General features: G+C 28.0%; 15 protein-coding genes and 1 tRNA gene. 7 read left to right on the top strand and 9 right to left on the bottom strand.

Translation table 11 applies throughout. The features are described from left to right. Positions 1–4: 4 nt before the first annotated feature. Genes Bmayo_RS01110 through Bmayo_RS01090 form a run of 5 tightly spaced genes read left to right on the top strand, consistent with a single transcriptional unit; the run spans position 5 to position 4,896 of the window. Positions 5–316: an SIMPL domain-containing protein gene (locus tag Bmayo_RS01110; RefSeq protein WP_235633170.1), complete on the top strand. Its 312-nt coding sequence runs from the start codon at positions 5–7 to the stop codon at positions 314–316. A 20-nt stretch (positions 317–336) separates the two neighbouring features. Continuing rightward, a complete protein-coding gene (locus Bmayo_RS01105; RefSeq protein WP_075551932.1) occupies positions 337–1,026 on the top strand; it encodes a 6-phosphogluconolactonase in 690 nt (229 codons plus the stop codon). 4 nt (positions 1,027–1,030) lie between these two features. Then, positions 1,031–2,248: a flagellar motor switch protein FliG gene (locus tag Bmayo_RS01100; RefSeq protein WP_075551931.1), complete on the top strand. Its 1,218-nt coding sequence runs from the start codon at positions 1,031–1,033 to the stop codon at positions 2,246–2,248. Then, positions 2,248–4,032 carry an alanine--tRNA ligase gene (locus tag Bmayo_RS01095; RefSeq protein WP_075551930.1) on the top strand — a complete coding sequence of 595 codons (1,785 nt, stop codon included), beginning with the start codon at positions 2,248–2,250 and terminating at the stop codon, positions 4,030–4,032. Before Bmayo_RS01100 ends, Bmayo_RS01095 begins: the two co-directional genes overlap by 1 nt. A 42-nt stretch (positions 4,033–4,074) precedes the next feature. Further along, on the top strand, positions 4,075–4,896 hold the full coding sequence (locus tag Bmayo_RS01090) for a ZIP family metal transporter (RefSeq protein WP_075551929.1): 822 nt from the start codon (positions 4,075–4,077) through the stop codon (positions 4,894–4,896). Positions 4,897–4,898: 2 nt separating this feature from the next. Here the strand turns inward: Bmayo_RS01090 and pstB are convergent, their stop codons facing one another. The 4 genes from pstB to Bmayo_RS01070 form a co-directional block, all read right to left on the bottom strand. Further along, entirely contained in the window at positions 4,899–5,675 is a 777-nt protein-coding gene (pstB, locus tag Bmayo_RS01085; RefSeq protein ID WP_075551928.1) for a phosphate ABC transporter ATP-binding protein PstB, read from the bottom strand. Continuing rightward, positions 5,676–7,112 carry a phosphate ABC transporter permease PstA gene (pstA, locus tag Bmayo_RS01080; RefSeq protein WP_083651418.1) on the bottom strand — a complete coding sequence of 479 codons (1,437 nt, stop codon included), beginning with the start codon at positions 7,110–7,112 and terminating at the stop codon, positions 5,676–5,678. A gap of 104 nt (positions 7,113–7,216) precedes the next feature. Next, positions 7,217–8,125 carry a phosphate ABC transporter permease subunit PstC gene (pstC, locus tag Bmayo_RS01075; RefSeq protein ID WP_075551926.1) on the bottom strand — a complete coding sequence of 303 codons (909 nt, stop codon included), beginning with the start codon at positions 8,123–8,125 and terminating at the stop codon, positions 7,217–7,219. An 89-nt stretch (positions 8,126–8,214) separates the two neighbouring features. Beyond that, positions 8,215–9,054, bottom strand: a complete 840-nt coding sequence (locus tag Bmayo_RS01070; RefSeq protein ID WP_075551925.1) for a phosphate ABC transporter substrate-binding protein — start codon at positions 9,052–9,054, stop codon at positions 8,215–8,217. Between the two features lie 166 nt (positions 9,055–9,220). Between Bmayo_RS01070 and efp the strand changes: the two genes are divergently transcribed. Beyond that, positions 9,221–9,799, top strand: coding sequence for an elongation factor P (efp, locus tag Bmayo_RS01065; protein ID WP_075551924.1), 579 nt, complete (start codon positions 9,221–9,223; stop codon positions 9,797–9,799). Then, a complete protein-coding gene (locus Bmayo_RS01060) occupies positions 9,777–10,430 on the top strand; it encodes a hypothetical protein (protein WP_075551923.1) in 654 nt (217 codons plus the stop codon). The genes efp and Bmayo_RS01060 overlap by 23 nt, the downstream gene beginning before the upstream one ends. A gap of 11 nt (positions 10,431–10,441) precedes the next feature. On the opposite strand, the gene Bmayo_RS01055 is transcribed toward Bmayo_RS01060, so the two are convergent. From Bmayo_RS01055 to Bmayo_RS01035, 5 genes are all read right to left on the bottom strand, one after another. Next, positions 10,442–10,515 (bottom strand) — tRNA-Ile (locus Bmayo_RS01055). Positions 10,516–10,542: 27 nt separating this feature from the next. Continuing rightward, on the bottom strand, positions 10,543–11,568 hold the full coding sequence (locus Bmayo_RS01050) for a hypothetical protein (RefSeq protein WP_075551922.1): 1,026 nt from the start codon (positions 11,566–11,568) through the stop codon (positions 10,543–10,545). A gap of 18 nt (positions 11,569–11,586) precedes the next feature. After that, entirely contained in the window at positions 11,587–13,422 is a 1,836-nt protein-coding gene (gene mutL, locus Bmayo_RS01045; RefSeq protein ID WP_075551921.1) for a DNA mismatch repair endonuclease MutL, read from the bottom strand. 6 nt (positions 13,423–13,428) lie between these two features. Beyond that, complete coding sequence (locus tag Bmayo_RS01040; protein ID WP_075551920.1) at positions 13,429–16,461, bottom strand: tetratricopeptide repeat protein; 3,033 nt, start codon at positions 16,459–16,461, stop codon at positions 13,429–13,431. Continuing rightward, positions 16,454–17,221 (bottom strand): tetratricopeptide repeat protein, encoded by a 768-nt coding sequence (locus Bmayo_RS01035; RefSeq protein ID WP_075551919.1) that lies wholly within the window; start codon positions 17,219–17,221, stop codon positions 16,454–16,456. The genes Bmayo_RS01040 and Bmayo_RS01035 overlap by 8 nt, the downstream gene beginning before the upstream one ends. Positions 17,222–17,225 lie beyond the last annotated feature (4 nt).

The raw sequence follows: 17,225 nt of genomic DNA, 5'->3' as shown, positions 1-17,225 counted from the left end.
AAAAATGAAAAAACTAGAAAAAAATATTATTGAGTTTTATAATCAAGGCCTGTTAATTAGCAGTAATGTAGGTTTAAGATATTATTTTAATAAAATTAATGATATAAAGTCTGAAATGCTAGCAGATTTAATCAGAAATACGGAGCTAGCAGCTTTGGAATTTGAAAAACATTTTGGTTCCAAATTAAATAAAATTAAAAATGAAAATCAAGAATACTTTAAATTTTTTCTAGTTAATAGAAAATTTGTCAACCAAAAGTTTTATCCTCAAAAAATGTTAAGGATTGCTTCAACTATTTATTATTATTTAGATTAATATGTATTAAGGGAAATTAAATGGAGTTTTTATATTCTGATGAAGAGAATTATTTAAAAGATAGATTTTTTGATTTTTTTAATATAAATGTAGATAAAGATAAATATACAAGTATTGGAATTTGCGGTGGTCGAAGTATAGTTAATTTTTTAAGTGTTTTTCTTAAACAAAATTTTTCTCTCAGAAGAACACATTTTTTTTTAGTTGATGAGCGGTGTGTTCCATTAAATGATGAGAATAGTAATTATAATCTTTTAAATAAAAATTTTTTTTCCAAAATGGTTGATAAAAATTTAATAAGTAATTCCAAATTTCATGCTTTTGTTTATAGCGAAATGGACGAAACCACAGCTATTCATGACTATAATATTGAATTTAGTTCTAGGTTTAATATTTTTGATTTTGTTTTAGTTTCTGTTGGTGAGGATGGCCACATAGCATCGCTTTTCCCTTCAAAAAAACTGTTGTTTTCAGATGTAGAAGGTTATCAGTATGAATACAATTCTCCCAAATTTCCTAGTAAAAGAATAAGCTTAACTCCGAAATCCTTGTTTAATTCAAAAGCTGTTGTTTTGTTATTTATGGGTGTTGATAAAAAGTGTGCTTTAGAAAATTTTCTAGGTTCTAATAGTTCTATTAATGAATGTCCAGCAAGACTTCTCAAAGAGCATCCCAATTTACTAGTTATTACAAACATTAAAAGAGATTAAAGTTATGCAGGATCCTAGGCTTTCTAAATATAAAAATGCTAAAAATTTAAGCAAAAAGACTGTTGAAGAAATTGATACTTTGAGTTTAAATAAAAATTTTTCCGATTCAGAGATTCAAGGCTCTATGCTTAGATCTTGGATAAGTCTTATTAAGGGTAATAAAAATAAATTATCTGTTGAGTCCAAATCCAATAATATTAATGATTTAAATCCAGGGTTTATTCGCAAAGAGAGCAAGGTCACAAAGATTGCAAAATATTTTTTGGCTATTGGGCTTGAAAAATCTGCAAAGATTATGTCTGAGCTTGATGATTCGGATATAATTTTAATTACCAGAGAAATTTCAAAGATTAGTTATATTGCCCCAGAAGAAAAAGAGCATATTATTAAAGAATTTGAAGAGTTGCTAAGAAATGAAAAAAGGTATGTTAAGGTTGATGATAATTTTGCTTATGAATTATTAAATAAAACGTTAGGAAAATCTAAGGCAAAATCAATTTATAAAAAAGTTACTGGCAATGATATTTTTGTTCCTTTTGATTATTTATCTCAAATTGAGCATGAACAACTTTGGGCATTAATTAAAGATGAGAATATTAAAACGCTTGTTATATTATATAATTATTTAAATAAAGATCAAAAAAAGTATGTTTTTTCAATGCTAGAAGAAGAAGATAGAAGAGAATTTGTAAAAGATCTTGTTAAGCCAAGGCAATTGAGCATGGAGACCGTAGAGGCAATTTCGAATAAGCTTAAGGATAGATTTAAGATGCAGGGAAAGCTCAAGACAGACAAACTTGACGGATCTAAGATACTTGTTGATATTTTAAGCTATATGGACTCTAATGAAGAGAAAAATTTGCTTAATAATATTAATATGCGGGATTTAAATCCTGTTGTGGATAATGAAATTAGAGAAAAAATATTTGATATCAATGTAATATTGAGAATTATGGATAATGACCTTCACAATATTTTAAGAGAGTTTACAGACAAAGAGATTGCAATTATTATTAAGGATAAAACTGATGAGGTTAGAGATAAAATGCTTTCAAATGTTTCAAAAAGGCGTAAAGAAATTATTTTAGATGAAGAAGCTTTTTTAGGGAAAATAAGTAAAAAAGATTTAAAAACTATGACAACATCTTTTGTTAATTATATTAAAAATTTAACTTTAAAAGGCGATTTAATAATATATAGAAAAAATGAGGAATTTATTTAATGACACTTGATAAGTTGCGTAAAAAATATATTGATTTTTTTAAATCAAAAAAACATTTTGAAATAATGGGTAAATCATTGGTTCCTGAAAATGATCCCACAGTTCTTTTTAATACAGCTGGCATGCAGCCTCTTATCCCGTATCTTCTTGGGGAAGTACACCCATCAGGGAATATGCTTGTTAATGTTCAAAAATGCCTAAGAACAGGTGACATTGATGAGGTTGGAGATTTAAGCCATTTGACTTTTTTTGAAATGCTTGGAAATTGGTCTCTTGGAGCTTATTTTAAAGAGTATTCTGTAAGGTGTAGTTTTGAATTTTTGACGTCTTCTGATTATTTAAATATTCCAAAAGATAGTCTTTATGTGAGCGTATTTGAAGGTGATCAAGAGATTCCGCGTGATATAGAGACGGCTGAAGTTTGGGAAAGTTTGGGCATTCCTAAAGATAGAATATATTACCTTTCTAAGGAGCATAATTTTTGGGGCCCTGTTGGATCTAAAGGGCCTTGTGGGCCAGATACTGAAATATATGTGGATACTGGAAAACCTAAGTGTTCTCTTGACTGTAATATTACATGTTCTTGTGGCAAGTATTTTGAAATTTGGAATAATGTTTTTATGCAATACAATAAAGATGAAAATGGTAATTACATAGAATTGGATCGAAAATGTGTTGATACGGGGATGGGTCTTGAGAGGACAATTGCTTTTTTGCAGGGCAAATCTTCAGTTTATGATACAGACGCATTTATGCCTATAATAAAGAGAATAGAATTTATTTCTGGTAAAATTTATGGACAAAAAGAAGACGATGATAGATATATTAGAATAATTTCTGATCATGTTAAAGCAGCTTGCTTTATTCTTGCTGATAGTTCTGTTGTTTTCCCCTCCAATTTGGGTCAAGGGTATGTTTTAAGAAGACTAATAAGGCGATCTATCAGATATGCAAAGAAGCTTGGAATAAAATCCTATTTTTTGGCTGATATTGTTGATTCTGTAGAAACTATTTATAGATCTTTTTATAATGAGTTAACAGAAAAAAAAGATTTTATCAAAAAGGAATTGAGCACAGAAGAAGGAAAGTTTTTTAAAACCTTATCTCAAGGCGAGCAAGAATTTATTAAAATAACAAGAAATTTGCCCTCCAATACTATTCCTGGCGATATTGCTTTTAAACTATACGATACTTATGGTTTTCCATACGAAGTAACAGAAGAGCTTGCTCTTGAATATGGCTTTAATATTGATAAGTTGGGTTTTGATGAGTATTTTAAAAAGCATCAAAAGACTTCAAAGAAAGGGGGTGACAAAGTCTTTAAAGGAGGGCTTGCTGATTATACTTATGAGACCACTAAGTTGCATACAGCGACTCATTTGCTGCATAAGGCACTTCAATTAGTACTGGGTGATCATGTTAGACAAAAAGGAAGTAATATTACTGCTGAGCGATTAAGGTTTGATTTTGTTCATTCTGAAAAGATGACAGAGGATGAGATAAAAAAAGTTGAAGAGATTGTTAATTTACAGATAAAAAAATCTTTATCTGTAAAAAAAATTATAATGGAATTAAATGAGGCTCGAGAAAAAGGTGCCATGGCTCTTTTTGGAGAAAAATATGACAATTTGGTGAGTGTTTATGAGATAGATGGATTTTCACTCGAAGTTTGTGGAGGCCCTCATGTAGAGAATACCAATGAACTTGGTACTTTTAAAATACAAAAAGAACAATCCTCATCTTCAGGTATAAGAAGAATAAAAGCTATTTTGATTGATGAGTAAAATTGTTTATTATTTGTTGATTTATTTTTAATAGGAGGCTTTATGATAAAATCAATTTTAGATTATTTATTGACTTTGCATCCTGTATTATTAGGACTTTTGGGTTCTACTTTTACTTGGTTTACCACGGCTTTTGGAGCAGCAGCAGTTTTTTTCTTTAGAAAGGTAGATAATAAAATAATGGACGCTATGCTTGGTTTCTCAGCGGGTATTATGATAGCGGCCAGTTTTTTTTCGCTTATTCAGCCTGCTATAGAAAGAGCTGAAGAGCTTGGATACATTACTTGGGTGCCAGCTGTTTTTGGATTTCTTGTTGGAGCATTTTTTATATATATTGTAGATGTATTTGTTCCAGATCTTGATAAACTTACTTTTATTGATGAAGACTTAACCAAACATGGTAAAAAAGATTTTTTACTCTTTACTGCTGTTACTTTACATAATTTTCCAGAAGGGTTAGCCGTTGGAGTTGCTTTTGGAGCTTTGGCATCTAATCCAGATATTCAAACTTTAGTTGGAGCTATGCTTCTTACGCTTGGTATTGGCATTCAAAATATTCCTGAAGGAGCAGCTATTTCTCTACCTTTAAGAAGAGGTAATGTTGCTTTAGGAAAATGCTTTAACTATGGTCAAATGTCAGGATTGGTAGAGATTGTAGGGGGTCTTATGGGTGCTTATGCGGTTTATTCTTTTACTCGAATTTTACCTTTTGCTTTGGCTTTCTCTGCAGGAGCTATGATTTATGTGTCAATTGAACAATTAATACCTGAGGCTAAGAGAAAAGACATTGACAATAAAGTGCCAAGTATATTTGGTGTTATTGGTTTTACATTAATGATGTTTCTTGATGTTTCACTGGGTTAAAATTATCCAAATTTTCCGCTGATATATTCTTCAGTTTTAGTATTTTTAGGATTGAAGAATAGTTCATCAGTTGAGTTTTCTTCTTCAATGCATCCATTAAGGAAAAATGCTGTTCTGTCAGATATTCTTCCGGCTTGTTGCATGTTGTGAGTTACAATGATTATTGTGTAACTTTCTTTTAAGTTTATTATTAGCTCTTCAATTTTGCCTGTTGATATTGGATCAAGGGCAGAGGTAGGTTCATCCATTAATATTACATTTGGCTCTATTGCAAGAGTTCTTGCAATACAGAGTCTTTGTTGTTGACCTCCTGAGAGACTTAAGGCATTTGTATTAAGCTTGTCCTTAACCTCGTTCCAGAGTGCAGATTTTTTTAGTGATTGTTCTACTATTTCGTCTAGTTTTTTTTTATCTTTTGTTCCGTGAATTTTTGGGCCATAGCTTATATTGTCGTAGATAGACATTAAAAATGGGTTGGGGGTTTGGAATACCATTCCTATTTTTCTTCTAAGCTCCAAGATATCGAAATTATTTGAATAAATGTTTTTCCCTTCATATATTACATTGCCTTCTATTTTAATGCCCTCAACAAGGTCATTCATTCTGTTGAGAGTTCTTAAGAATGTTGATTTGCCGCAGCCAGATGGGCCTATTAAGGCGGTAATACTATTTTTTAGTATTTTAATATTTATTTTGTTTAAAGCCTTAAAGTCTGTATAAAATAGATTTAGATTTTCTGTTTCTATTATAATTTCATTTTTTGGTTTATTTTTTATCACTTATTTAATCCTATATAATTTGTTTATTAAAAATTTTGATGTTAAATTTATTATGAGCACCATTATTACAAGTATTGAGGCTGTTCCAAATCCTTTGTCTAGGTGTCCTTCTTGAAATAACATCAGTAAGTGTACAGTTAATGTTCTTGCTGGTTCATTTAAATTTGTTGCAAGCCCTAAGTTTGTTCCCATTGTAAAAAGCAATACGGCTGTTTCTCCCAAGGCTCTTCCTATTGCAAGAACTATTCCTGTTAGTATTCCAGGAATAGCTGCTGGAATACTAACTTTAATTATAGTTTCTGTTTTATTTGCCCCTAAGGCGAATGAAGCATATTTGTATGATTTTGGGATTGTTTTAAATGTTTCTTCGGTTGTTTTAACAATCATTGGTAATATCATTAGTGAGCTTGTTATTGCTCCTGAGAGTATTCCTATCCCAAAAATTGGCACAAAAAATATCAGTCCAAAAAGTCCAAAAATTATTGCAGGAATTGAAGAAAGAATGTCAACGCTCATAGATAGTATTTTATAAAATATTTTACTAGAAGTGTATTCGGCAAGCATTATGCCAGTTCCTATTCCAATGCATATTGAAATAGCAGTTGTTAGCAATATTACATAAAAAGTATTTAATATTAAATAAGAAATTCCACCATATGCACCAGAATCTCTTGGAATAGATAATATGAAATTTAAATTCAAAGGACTACTTTTATCAAAGTAATGCATTTTAATAAAGGGTGCTTTAAGATTTTGAAAATAATGCCAAGGCACAATTGCTAGTGTGCCTTCTGTTTTTTCTATAGTTTGTATTATTTTTTCTTCTTGATCAAGATATTTTATTATTTTTAATTTAATATCCTTTGATATTAAATTGATCCATTTTTCTTTGCCTTTAATAAGCTTTTCAACTTCATCAATACCTAATGTATTGATTATTTCATTTTCATTTTTTGTTAAAGTTTTTTTACTTATTAAGACAGACATAGTTTTTATTTTTAAAGCTTTAATATTTGGATATAATTTAAAATCTAGTGATTCGAATTCTTCTTTTGTTAAATAGCTTACAGAGCCTATTGTGCTATTTATGGTTTGAAGTATTTTTTTTGTAGATGGTTCTATTTTTATGTATCTTTTATTAAATACATTATTTTTGATTAGTGTTCTTAGAATAGCTTTGTTAGATATGCTGTTAGTCGAATTGGCAATAGGTATAATATCGATCCCTTGATCTGAAATGCTTCCCCAGTGTGAAATTTTGTTATTATATATATTGTAAATGTCTTCTATTGAGATTTTATCTATATTGATATTTTTGTTAACAATAAAAGCAATTTCTATTTCCTTGTTGTCTTCTGTTTTAAATGGCACAAAATTTTGAGTTTTGTTTAAAAATAAAGTTTGTTTTTTTTTGAAATAAAATAAAGAGTTGTACAATACATATGCTATTAGAAAAATTAATACCGTTGTTAAAAAATATGCAATAAAATTGATTATAAAGAAATAGAACTTATTAATCAATTTATTTATTTGAGTTTTGGTCACTTTTTCTTTAACCCTTTATTTGAAGATAGTATAAAATTTTTGAGTAAATTTGTAATTATTGAAAATAGCAATAACACTAGAGCTGTAGAGAAGAGAGCTTCTCTGTGGACACCAGAAGCGTATCCCATGTCCATAGCAATATTTACGGTTAGCGTTCTAATGGGGGAAAATACGTTTTTTATAAAAAGAGGAGAGCCCCCTCCGACCATTAATACTGCCACTGTTTCTCCAATTGCTCTTCCTATTGCCAATATTGTTCCTGCTAAAATACCTCGACTAGCTGATGGTATTGTTATCTTATATATTGTTTGCCAGTCTGTTGCTGCTAATGCAAGAGATGCAAATTTATATGATTTGGGAACGGCTTTAAGTGATGAGTAGCAAACGCTAATTATTGTGGGAACTATCATTATACTTAATATGAGTGATGAGCTTATTAAATTGTATCCCAAATTGTCTTCTCTTTGAAAAATGTTTTTTACCAAGGTGGCAATAAATGTGCTTCCGAAAAATCCGTAAACCACACTAGGAATTCCTGCTAAAAGCTCTATTACTGTTTGTAAAAATTGTCTATAAAATCCTTTTGCTTTTTCAAGTAAATATATTGCAAATCCCAATCCAATTGGTAAAGCAATTAAAATAGAAAAAAGCGTAGTTAAAAAGGAATTAATAATGAATGCTAAGATACCATAAGATTTTTGTAGATTGCTAGTAGGATCCCAATTTGTGCTAAATAAAAAGTTTAAAATTTTAATTTTGTTATTAATAAATGGTGTTATTCCGGTTTTTAATATAAACATGCCTAAAAACAATATCGATAGGGAGCTTATTATTGCAGATATAAGAATAAAAGATCTGAAAATAATTTCAATTATTTTTCTTTTTGTCTTTAAGCTTAGATGCATTTTTTAAAAGAATCCCTTAAAGCTCATGTCAGTGTTAAATTGTATTGCTTGACTTAATATTAAGTCAAGTTTTTTTTTCTTTAATTTGATTATGTTTTTATCCCTAAAAAACCTTGTTCTTCAACAATATCTTGTCCAGTTGAGCTTGTCATGAAATCAATAAATTGAGTTACGCTTTTATCTTCGTATTTGCTATTTGTAACTATTATTAAATTTCTTTTAATGGTGTATTTATTGCTATTTATTGTTTCTTTTGTAGGGTATGTGCTGTTGACAGAAAGTATATTTAAACCCTTTTCTATTGAATTTTTTGCGTATCCAAGGCCTATATATCCTATTGAATTCGGAGTAAGGCTTGTTTTTTCAATTACCTCTCCATTGGATTTTACTACTATTCCGTCTTGTCTAAATTGAGCTTCTTCGTGAGTTTTAAATATTTTATTTAGAAGTAGATCTTTTATAGACGAATAAGAGCCAGAAGAAGAGTCTCGATTAATAAAGTTGATTTTAGCATCAGGACCTCCTACTTGTTTCCAATTTTTAATTTCTCCATTTACTATTTTAGCTAGATTTTCTTCTGTAATATTTGTAATTTTTATTTCAGGGCTTGTAATAAAGATTAAAGCATCATAAGCGAATACTGTTTCTTTTGCTCCTTGTTCAATTTCCTCTTTTGTTAAATCTCTTGATGATATTGCTATTTTATATATTTTGTTAAATAGCCCGTTTATGCCAACACTACTTCCTTGTGCATCGTATGTTACTTTAGTATTATTGTTTATTTTATTGTATCTTAAAATCATTTCGTCTAGTATTGGGCTTACAGTTGTAGATCCCCCAATTGATACAATTTTTTCATTGTCTTGATTTTTGCAGTTGTATAATAAACTTGTTGATAGCATAAAAATTAAGATAATAAATTTTTTCATCAAGCAAACTCCTTTGTTTAAGTATATAATAGCATTAATTTAAAATAAGTCAATTGTAAATAAGTTTTATTGATTAAGTTATAATTGGGGGAATAATAGCAAATATTTTAATTTTTTGGTATAAATTACTACTAGATTTGTATGTTAAGTTTTGTGAGGTATTTAAATGGCAGTAGTGAAATCTAGTGAGATTGAAAAAGGTTCTTTTTTGCTTATCAAAGGAGCTCCCCATATTGTTCTTGAAAGAGAATTTTCAAAAACAGGTAGGGGAGGAGCAATAGTAAGGTTAAAGCTTAAGAACCTAAAAAACAAACTTGTTATTAGAGAAACTTTAAAAGGGGCAGATACTGCAGAAGCTATTGAAATTCATGAGGTTAGTGCTCAGTATTTATACAAAGATAAAGATGTTTTGGTTTTTATGGATTTAGAAACTTATGATCAAGTTAGTTTAGACTTAAAAGAAAGTGCTAATTTCCAAGATAAGGTGCCTTTTTTACAGGAATCTGAAATCTATTCTCTTATAACTTTTGACAATGTGGTTATTGATATTAAGCTGGCTCCAAAGATTGCTTTTGAAGTTGTAGAAGTTGAGGCAGCTGTTAAAGGCGACACCGTAACAAATGCAATGAAAAATATTACTCTTAATACAGGGCTTGTAGTAAAAGCTCCACTTTTTATTGACGTTGGAGATAAAGTTTTAGTTAATTCTGAAACTAAAGAGTATGCAGAACGTATTAAAAACTAAATTAATATTATTTTTTTGTTATTTTGCTTGTTCTTGCGAAATAAATTATCCAGAAATAAAAGAGCTTGATTATAAGATAAATTATTATTTTACTGAGAATCGTTTAGATTATTTTATGAGTTTTGATTTTGCAATTAAAGTTCTAAATTCAAAAGATGTTTTTAAATTATCAATAGAGAATAAGGACACTAATGAGTTTATTCAAGTGATTAATAATAATTATAGTTCTTTTTTTATTGATTCTAGCTTTGGAAAAGATATTCTATATTGTAGGGATTTGAGGTTTAATTTCTTTGATAAAACTTTTGAAGATTTTACTTCGTGTGTTCGTCTTTTTGATAAGGGCATGAGGGTTTACAATAGAGAGCTTGTTATTTCTTTAGGCATGTCAAAATATGATTTAGATGATGTTCACAATTATGTATATAAGTCTAAAGATATGGCAATGTTAAACAAGTTAAGCAATTCTAAAGTATTTTTTGTTAAAACTTTTAAAGATAAACTATATCCTATCTCTTCAGTTGTTAGAATTGATTCAATAGATACCCTAGAGATTGATAAAACATTTGATAATTATATAAGTTTTTATTATGTCGAAAAAAATTCAAATCTTTTTTTTAAGGTTAATTAAAAAGACTAAATTGGGCCCACCAGGACTTGAACCTGGGACCTACCGATTATGAGTCGGGTGCTCTAACCAACTGAGCTATGGGCCCTTAGCTTTAATTTATTATATTTATTTTTTATTCGTTGTCAAGTTCATTTTGAATAACTTCTATTTTAGAAGTTAATGCATCTAATTTGTTATTAATTTTATCTTTTTCTTTTGTTAGGATTTGCATCTTTTGTTGAATGTTTTTTATTTCTTCCTGTTTTATTATTTTTATTAAATCATTATTTAAGTTTAATATTTTTTGATTTGTTTTTTCTATTTTTTGGATTATTGAGCTGATTGTATTGGTTTTGGCTGTATTTTTATCTTTTTTTGTTGTTTCAATAAACTCTTCAGCAATTTTTTTTAAAATATTTTCTTTGTTTTTTGTAATAACATTAATTTCATTTTTTATTTTATTCTTTTTGTATATTTTTTCTTTTTTGCTTGTAGATATTATTTCTTCTTTTATGTTTTTTATATTTTTTTTGATTTCATTTATTATTTTAAATTCTTTAACAATTACATTATTTAATTTTTTATTTAATGAAAATTCATTTATTATGCTTTCAAGGTTTTCAGAAGGGCAATATTTTGTAAATACTTGCTTTTCAAATTCTTTTGATATTTTATATACATGTATCATGTTGATAATATTGTTTATTACTGAGTCGACTTTAAGTATTATTATTTGTAAATAATTTTTTGTTTTATAATCACTTACTAATTCTATTTTTTTATATTTTTCAAGTTTCAATTTAGAAAAATTCATATTGTATTTTGATATTAATTCTAGATTTTGAGGATAAATTTTGATTATTGTTTTAGCAATTTCTTTAAGGTTTTTTTTATATGCTTTACTAGTAGATTTATATTCTTTTTTAAGAATATAATTTTTTTTGTTTAAATTTTTTAATATATTTTCATTTTCTTCTGATTTGCTTAAATTGCTTTTCATTTGGTACAATTCTTTTTCTACTAATTTTAAATTGGGATAGTGGTTTAAATTTTTTAATTCTACTATGTTATTATTTTTTAATATTTTTCCAAGTTCAATTAAATTTTTTTCTTTTTCTATCTTTAACAAGTTGATTTCGGATTTGATTTTTTTTATCATGGGAACTCTGATTTTATTTTATGCTCTGTCAACTTTTTTTTCAAGCTCAAATTTAGATATTTTGTAATAAATTTTTCGTCCATGAGGGCAATGTTTGATTTCTAGTTTAAAAAATTCATTTATTAAAAATTTGCTAAATTCAATGCTTAATATGTCGTTTGTTTTAACAGCCTTTCTGCAAGCAATAGTTGCATATAAATCAGATTCAAGAGAATTTATTGTTCTACTTCTTCTTGATTGAAAAAAGTTAATAAGAGTATTTTCATATTGATTGCAAATATTAGGAATAGATTCAAGTTGATATTTTTTAGAGCCTATTTTAGAGATTATAATGTCCAATTTTTTGTATTCTTCAATTTCACTATCTATAATTTCTTCTATGTTTTTATCAACTACTGCAAATTCAATTGGTATTAGAAGTTTTTGAACAGTTTTTTTTGAATTTCTAAGTTTTTCATATATTATTTTTTCGTGGACTGCGTGTTGATCTATGAAGTAAATTTCATTTACTTTTTCAACGATTAAAAATTCAGAGAATATTTGACCAATATAGTTAAATTTTATTTCTTCTTTTTCATTTTTGTTTGGAGGTTCTTCAAATTCTAAAAATTTGTCAGAGAAAATGTTTGCAATGTTTTCCTTAAGTGTTGGTCTATTTTGTACAATTGAATTGTATTTTATAAGGCCAATATCGTTTTTTATTATGTTTTTGTTTGGCTCGTTTACATTATCTTCTGTTTCTAAATTTTTGTTTTGTGGTATATCATATGTGCTGGTTTTATTAAAGCTTTCTTGTTGGTTTATCATTTCTATTAAATGCTCATCTTCTGTTAATTGTCTTTTTATTATTATGTCTTGGTAGTTATTTATGTTTTTATCAAAAAAATTATTAATATTCTCAGATATTAGTTTAAATAAAAATGGAAGATTGAAAAATCTTACTTCTTTTTTTTGAGGGTGGACATTAAAGTCAATATATTCAGGGTTTATTTCTAAAAATAAATAACATATTGGAAAGTTGCCAGGAGAAAGTATTCTGCTGTGTCCATTAGTTATTGCCTCTAAGAGATCTTTTTGATCAATAGGCCTTCTGTTGACAAATGTTTTAATATGTCTTTTGCTTTTTTTAGAAAAGTTATCTGGTGCTAAAAATATTTCTATTTTTATATTGTCATGTTCTTTTTTTAAGACCCTAAATTTATTATTTTCTATTATATTTCCATATACATTTTGAACCCTGTCAATTAATGATTCTTTAAAGTAAATTTTTCTTAGCTTTTGATTTAAATTGATTTCAAAATTGATTTCGGGGTGGGTTATTATTTTTTCTTCTAAAACTTTTAGACACATTTTTGTTTCAATGGGTTCTTGCTTTAAGAATCTTTTCCTTGCTGGGAAGTTGTGAAATATTTTTGTTACATCTACTATTGTTCCGTTTATGGCGGGTTGTTTTTTAAAGCATTTTTCAATTCCATTTTCTACTTCTATTTGATAGCTTTCATTGCTATTTGTTGAGCTTGTTATTGAAATGTTGGAGCAAATTGCAATACTGGAGAGAGCTTCTCCTCTAAATCCTAGAGTTTCTATTTTTCTTAAATCTTCTTCTGATGATATTTTTGAAGTAGTGTGTGGTAGATAGCAGATTTTTAAATCTTCTTTGCTTATTCCGCTTCCATTATCTATTATTAAGATTTTGTGAATTCCCCCTTCTTCAAGAAAGACTTCAATTTTGGTAGCTCCAGAATCTATTGAATTGTCTAGCAATTCTCTTAATATTGAACATGGTCTGTCTATTGATTCTCCTGCTGCTATTTTTTGAACCAAGTATTTATCTAAGAATCTTATTTTGTTCATTGAGATTTATATTCCTATTATTTTTTTAATATTTTCATTTTTTTTGTAATTTGGAAATTTTTTTACAAGTTCTCTTAATGTTTGATCATTGTTATTTTCATTATATTCTATTATTCCTAGTGCATGTAATGCTTCTGGATTGTTTGGTTTTAATTTTGTATATTCTCTTAGAAGGTCCTTAGCTCTTGTGTTATCATTAATTTCAATTAGAGTGGTTGCAAGATTATATTTTGCTTCAATATCTGAATTGATTATTGCTTTTTCAAAAATTTCAATTGCTTTTTTATAATTTTTTTCTTTTTTGTAAAGTATTCCAAGATTATTTAAGGCTAATTTATTATTTTTGTTTATTATCTTTTCAAGAGTTGAGATTGCTTGACTCTTATTTCCTGATTTTTCGTATGCTTTTGCTAGGTTTATATAGGCTGAAGTATTTTCAGGGGTTTTTTCAATTACTAAGCTGTAAAGTGATATAGCATTTTGATAATTTCCTTTTTTAAGATTTATAGATGCTTTTAAGTATAAATATTCGCTTTTTTCTGGATTTAAATTGATGGCCTTGTTTATTGTTTTAAGAGATTCTTCAAGTTTATTGTTCTCAAATTTTGCTATTGATAGATTGTAAATAGCAATTTCGTTAGGGGTTTTTGCATTGTCATTAAAAAAATTTAAATACTCTTCACTTTGTTTGAAGTTTCCCAAGTTGTTTGATATTATTCCAGCTTTTAATGCATAATTAGGTTTTTTGTCGAGATTGTAGGCATTTCTAAAACTTGCAAATGCTTGTTGCATATCGCCATTTTTTTCTTCTGCTATTCCTTTTTGGTAGTAGGCAGTGTCATAATTTTTATCAATTTGTATTGCTTTCTCAAAAGATTCTATTGCTTCTTTGTTTTTATTTAGCATCATTAAAGCTATTCCTTTGTTATTATGTGCTTTTTTATGTTTTGGGTCTAGCTTTATTGTTTGATCAAATGATACGATTGAGTGTTCATACTTTTTAACCTTGAATCTAATGATTCCAAGTTTATAGTGATCTTCTTGGGTATTTGTGAGTTTGGTAATTTTTTCGTATACATTTTCTGCTTTTAGTAAATCTCCATTGTTTTCATAAGCTTGAGCTAAAGTTTTAGAGGCATGTGTGTCATTGGGATTGGTTGTCAAGAATTCGTTTAAATTTTTAATAGCTTGTTGACGTGTTTTGGGATTTTCAAGATCAATAGGCTTTATTGAATAAACCTTAGATTTAAGTTCTTCTAGGCGCTGTATTTTATTAGCTTGAGCTAAAGTTTTAGAGGCATGTGTGTCATTGGGATTGGTTGTCAAGAATTCGTTTAAATTTTTAATAGCTTGTTGACGTGTTTTGGGATTTTCAAGATCAATAGGCTTTATTGAATAAACCTTAGATTTAAGTTCTTCTAGGCGCTGTATTTTATTAGCTTGAGCTAAAGTTTTAGAGGCATGTGTGTCATTGGGATTGGTTGTCAAGAATTCGTTTAAATTTTTAATAGCTTGTTGACGTGTTTTTGGATTTTCAAGATCAATAGGCTTTATTGAATAAACCTTAGATTTAAGTTCTTCTAGGCGCTGTATTTTATTAGCTTGAGCTAAAGTTTTAGAGGCATGTGTGTCATTGGGATTGGTTGTCAAGAATTCGTTTAAATTTTTAATAGCTTGTTGACGTGTTTTTGGATTTTCAAGATCAATAGGCTTTATTGAATAAACCTTAGATTTAAGTTCTTCTAGGCGCTGTATTTTATTAGCTTGAGCTAAAGTTTTAGAGGCATGTGTGTCATTGGGATTGGTTGTCAAGAATTCGTTTAAATTTTTAATAGCTTGTTGACGTGTTTTTGGATTTTCAAGATCAATAGGCTTTATTGAATAAACCTTAGATTTAAGTTCTTCTAAGTCCTGGGGTTTCTTGTCTTCTTTATTTAATTGAAAAATATCTTTTTTATAAGGATCTTTTGTTATATTAATTAGATTTGGCTCAATATCTTTTTTTATTAAAGTTAATAGTAAATTTGAGGCTTCTTTGTTTTTAAAACTTTCAATCAACTCATTTACTTTTTGAAATTTATTGCTTAGTCCTTTTTTAATTAATTCTTTTAATCTGTTTTTTCCAAGTGTGGCTCTCCCGGTATTAATATCGTCTAATATTTCATAGAGTTCTTTTTTAATTAAATAATTATATGGCCTATGAATTTTTCCTATTATTGTTTGACTAGGCGGAGAAACTTCACTTTCTTTTTGGGAATTTGAAGGAATTTTTTTTAAAGATGTAGCATTATTATTTAAATATTTACTGTTGTCTAGGGTTTTTAAAATATGCTCTGAATTTTTTTCTTTGGAAAAATTTGTGTTTTGCTTGTCATTTTCTATTTTTTGAGAGTTGTTTAAAATATTTTCACTATTTGATTTTTCACTTAATTTTTTTTTTAGTTTTTCCAAATTAAATAAATTTTTTTGGTCATTAACGCTTAATTTAGGATTTGAAGATTGTACCGTTTGCTCTTCTTCTTTTGGGTTTGTATTTTGGTTTATTTTTTCTGGGATTTTGCTTTTTTTAAATTCAGATATGTCTTCATCTTCAATGCCAATATCATCGTTCCTGTCAGAGTAGTTTTCTGTTATTGTGCTGTCTTTGATGTATCTATTATTAAATGCAATATCAAAATTTTCATTTACACTTGTTTTTGTATTGTCTTGACCTTTAATCTTGTCTAAGATTTGATTCGCAGAATCTCTTTGTAAGTCGTTTGATTCAAAAGGACTACTGTTGGCAATTTCTGCTAGTGTATTTGTAAGCATTTCAATGTCTTCATTTTGAGGGTATTTGTCTTGCAAAAGTTTTGCAACAGAGTATGCTTTTTTATAGTTTCGATCTATTACACTATTTTTAACTTCGTTTAGCATTATTTCTCGATTTTTGTCATTTAATTTGCTTTGATATATATAGTAACCAAAGCCTCCAAATGATAAGATAAGTAAGAAAATTAAAAGCAATAATACCGAAAAATTTGTATGTTTTTTATTCATCTATATATAACTCCTCTTGCCAATTAAGTTTTTCTAGTTCAATTAAAGAATTTGTTTCTAGGTTGTCTTTAAAACTATCTTTAAGTATTTGATTTTTATCTTCTTTTGCGTATACAATATGCTCGGTTCGTCCCTTTAAACTTTTGTCAAGTTTTTCAAGATTAATTTTTTCATTTCTTAAATAACTTATTATAAGTAAAATGCTATCTTTTTTTTCTGTTTTTGATCTAAGGGTAATAAATTGCGAGTAGTCATGGATAGCCATAGTATAAGAGTCCCAAGCCTTTTGGTATTCTTTTTCTTTAGATGTTATTTTGCCCTGTTGAACATAGGCATTAGCTCTGTTTAGTAGGGCGCTGTCATAATTAGGCCTACTTTTAATAGAATTAGAATAATATTTTATTGCTAGGGGATAGTAACCTTCTCCTCTGTTAAACATTATATTGCCTAATTCATAATATAGTATGTAATCGATTTCACCCCCTACTGCAATTCCATCAAGCAATGCTCCTTCTGCTTCTGTTAGTTGGTTATTTTCTCTGTATGCTATTGATAAAAAGTAATAGCCGAGTTGTACTTTGGGGTATTTTTTAATGGCATCGCTTAGTGTTTCGATTGCTTGAATGTAATTTTTGTTTTTCATCTCCTCTTTGCCGATTCTAATTAGCCTTTGAGAATATGCCAATTTTGAATTAAATATTAAAATTAAAAATAAAATAAAAATTTTGCAATTTTTATTTAAAAATAAATAAATCCTCATTCTT

It is taken from the genome of Borreliella mayonii, assembly GCF_001945665.1.
Classification (GTDB): domain Bacteria; phylum Spirochaetota; class Spirochaetia; order Borreliales; family Borreliaceae; genus Borreliella; species Borreliella mayonii.
The sequence above is the reverse complement of the archived record's forward strand: the minus strand, read 5'-3'. Positions and strand labels throughout refer to the sequence as shown.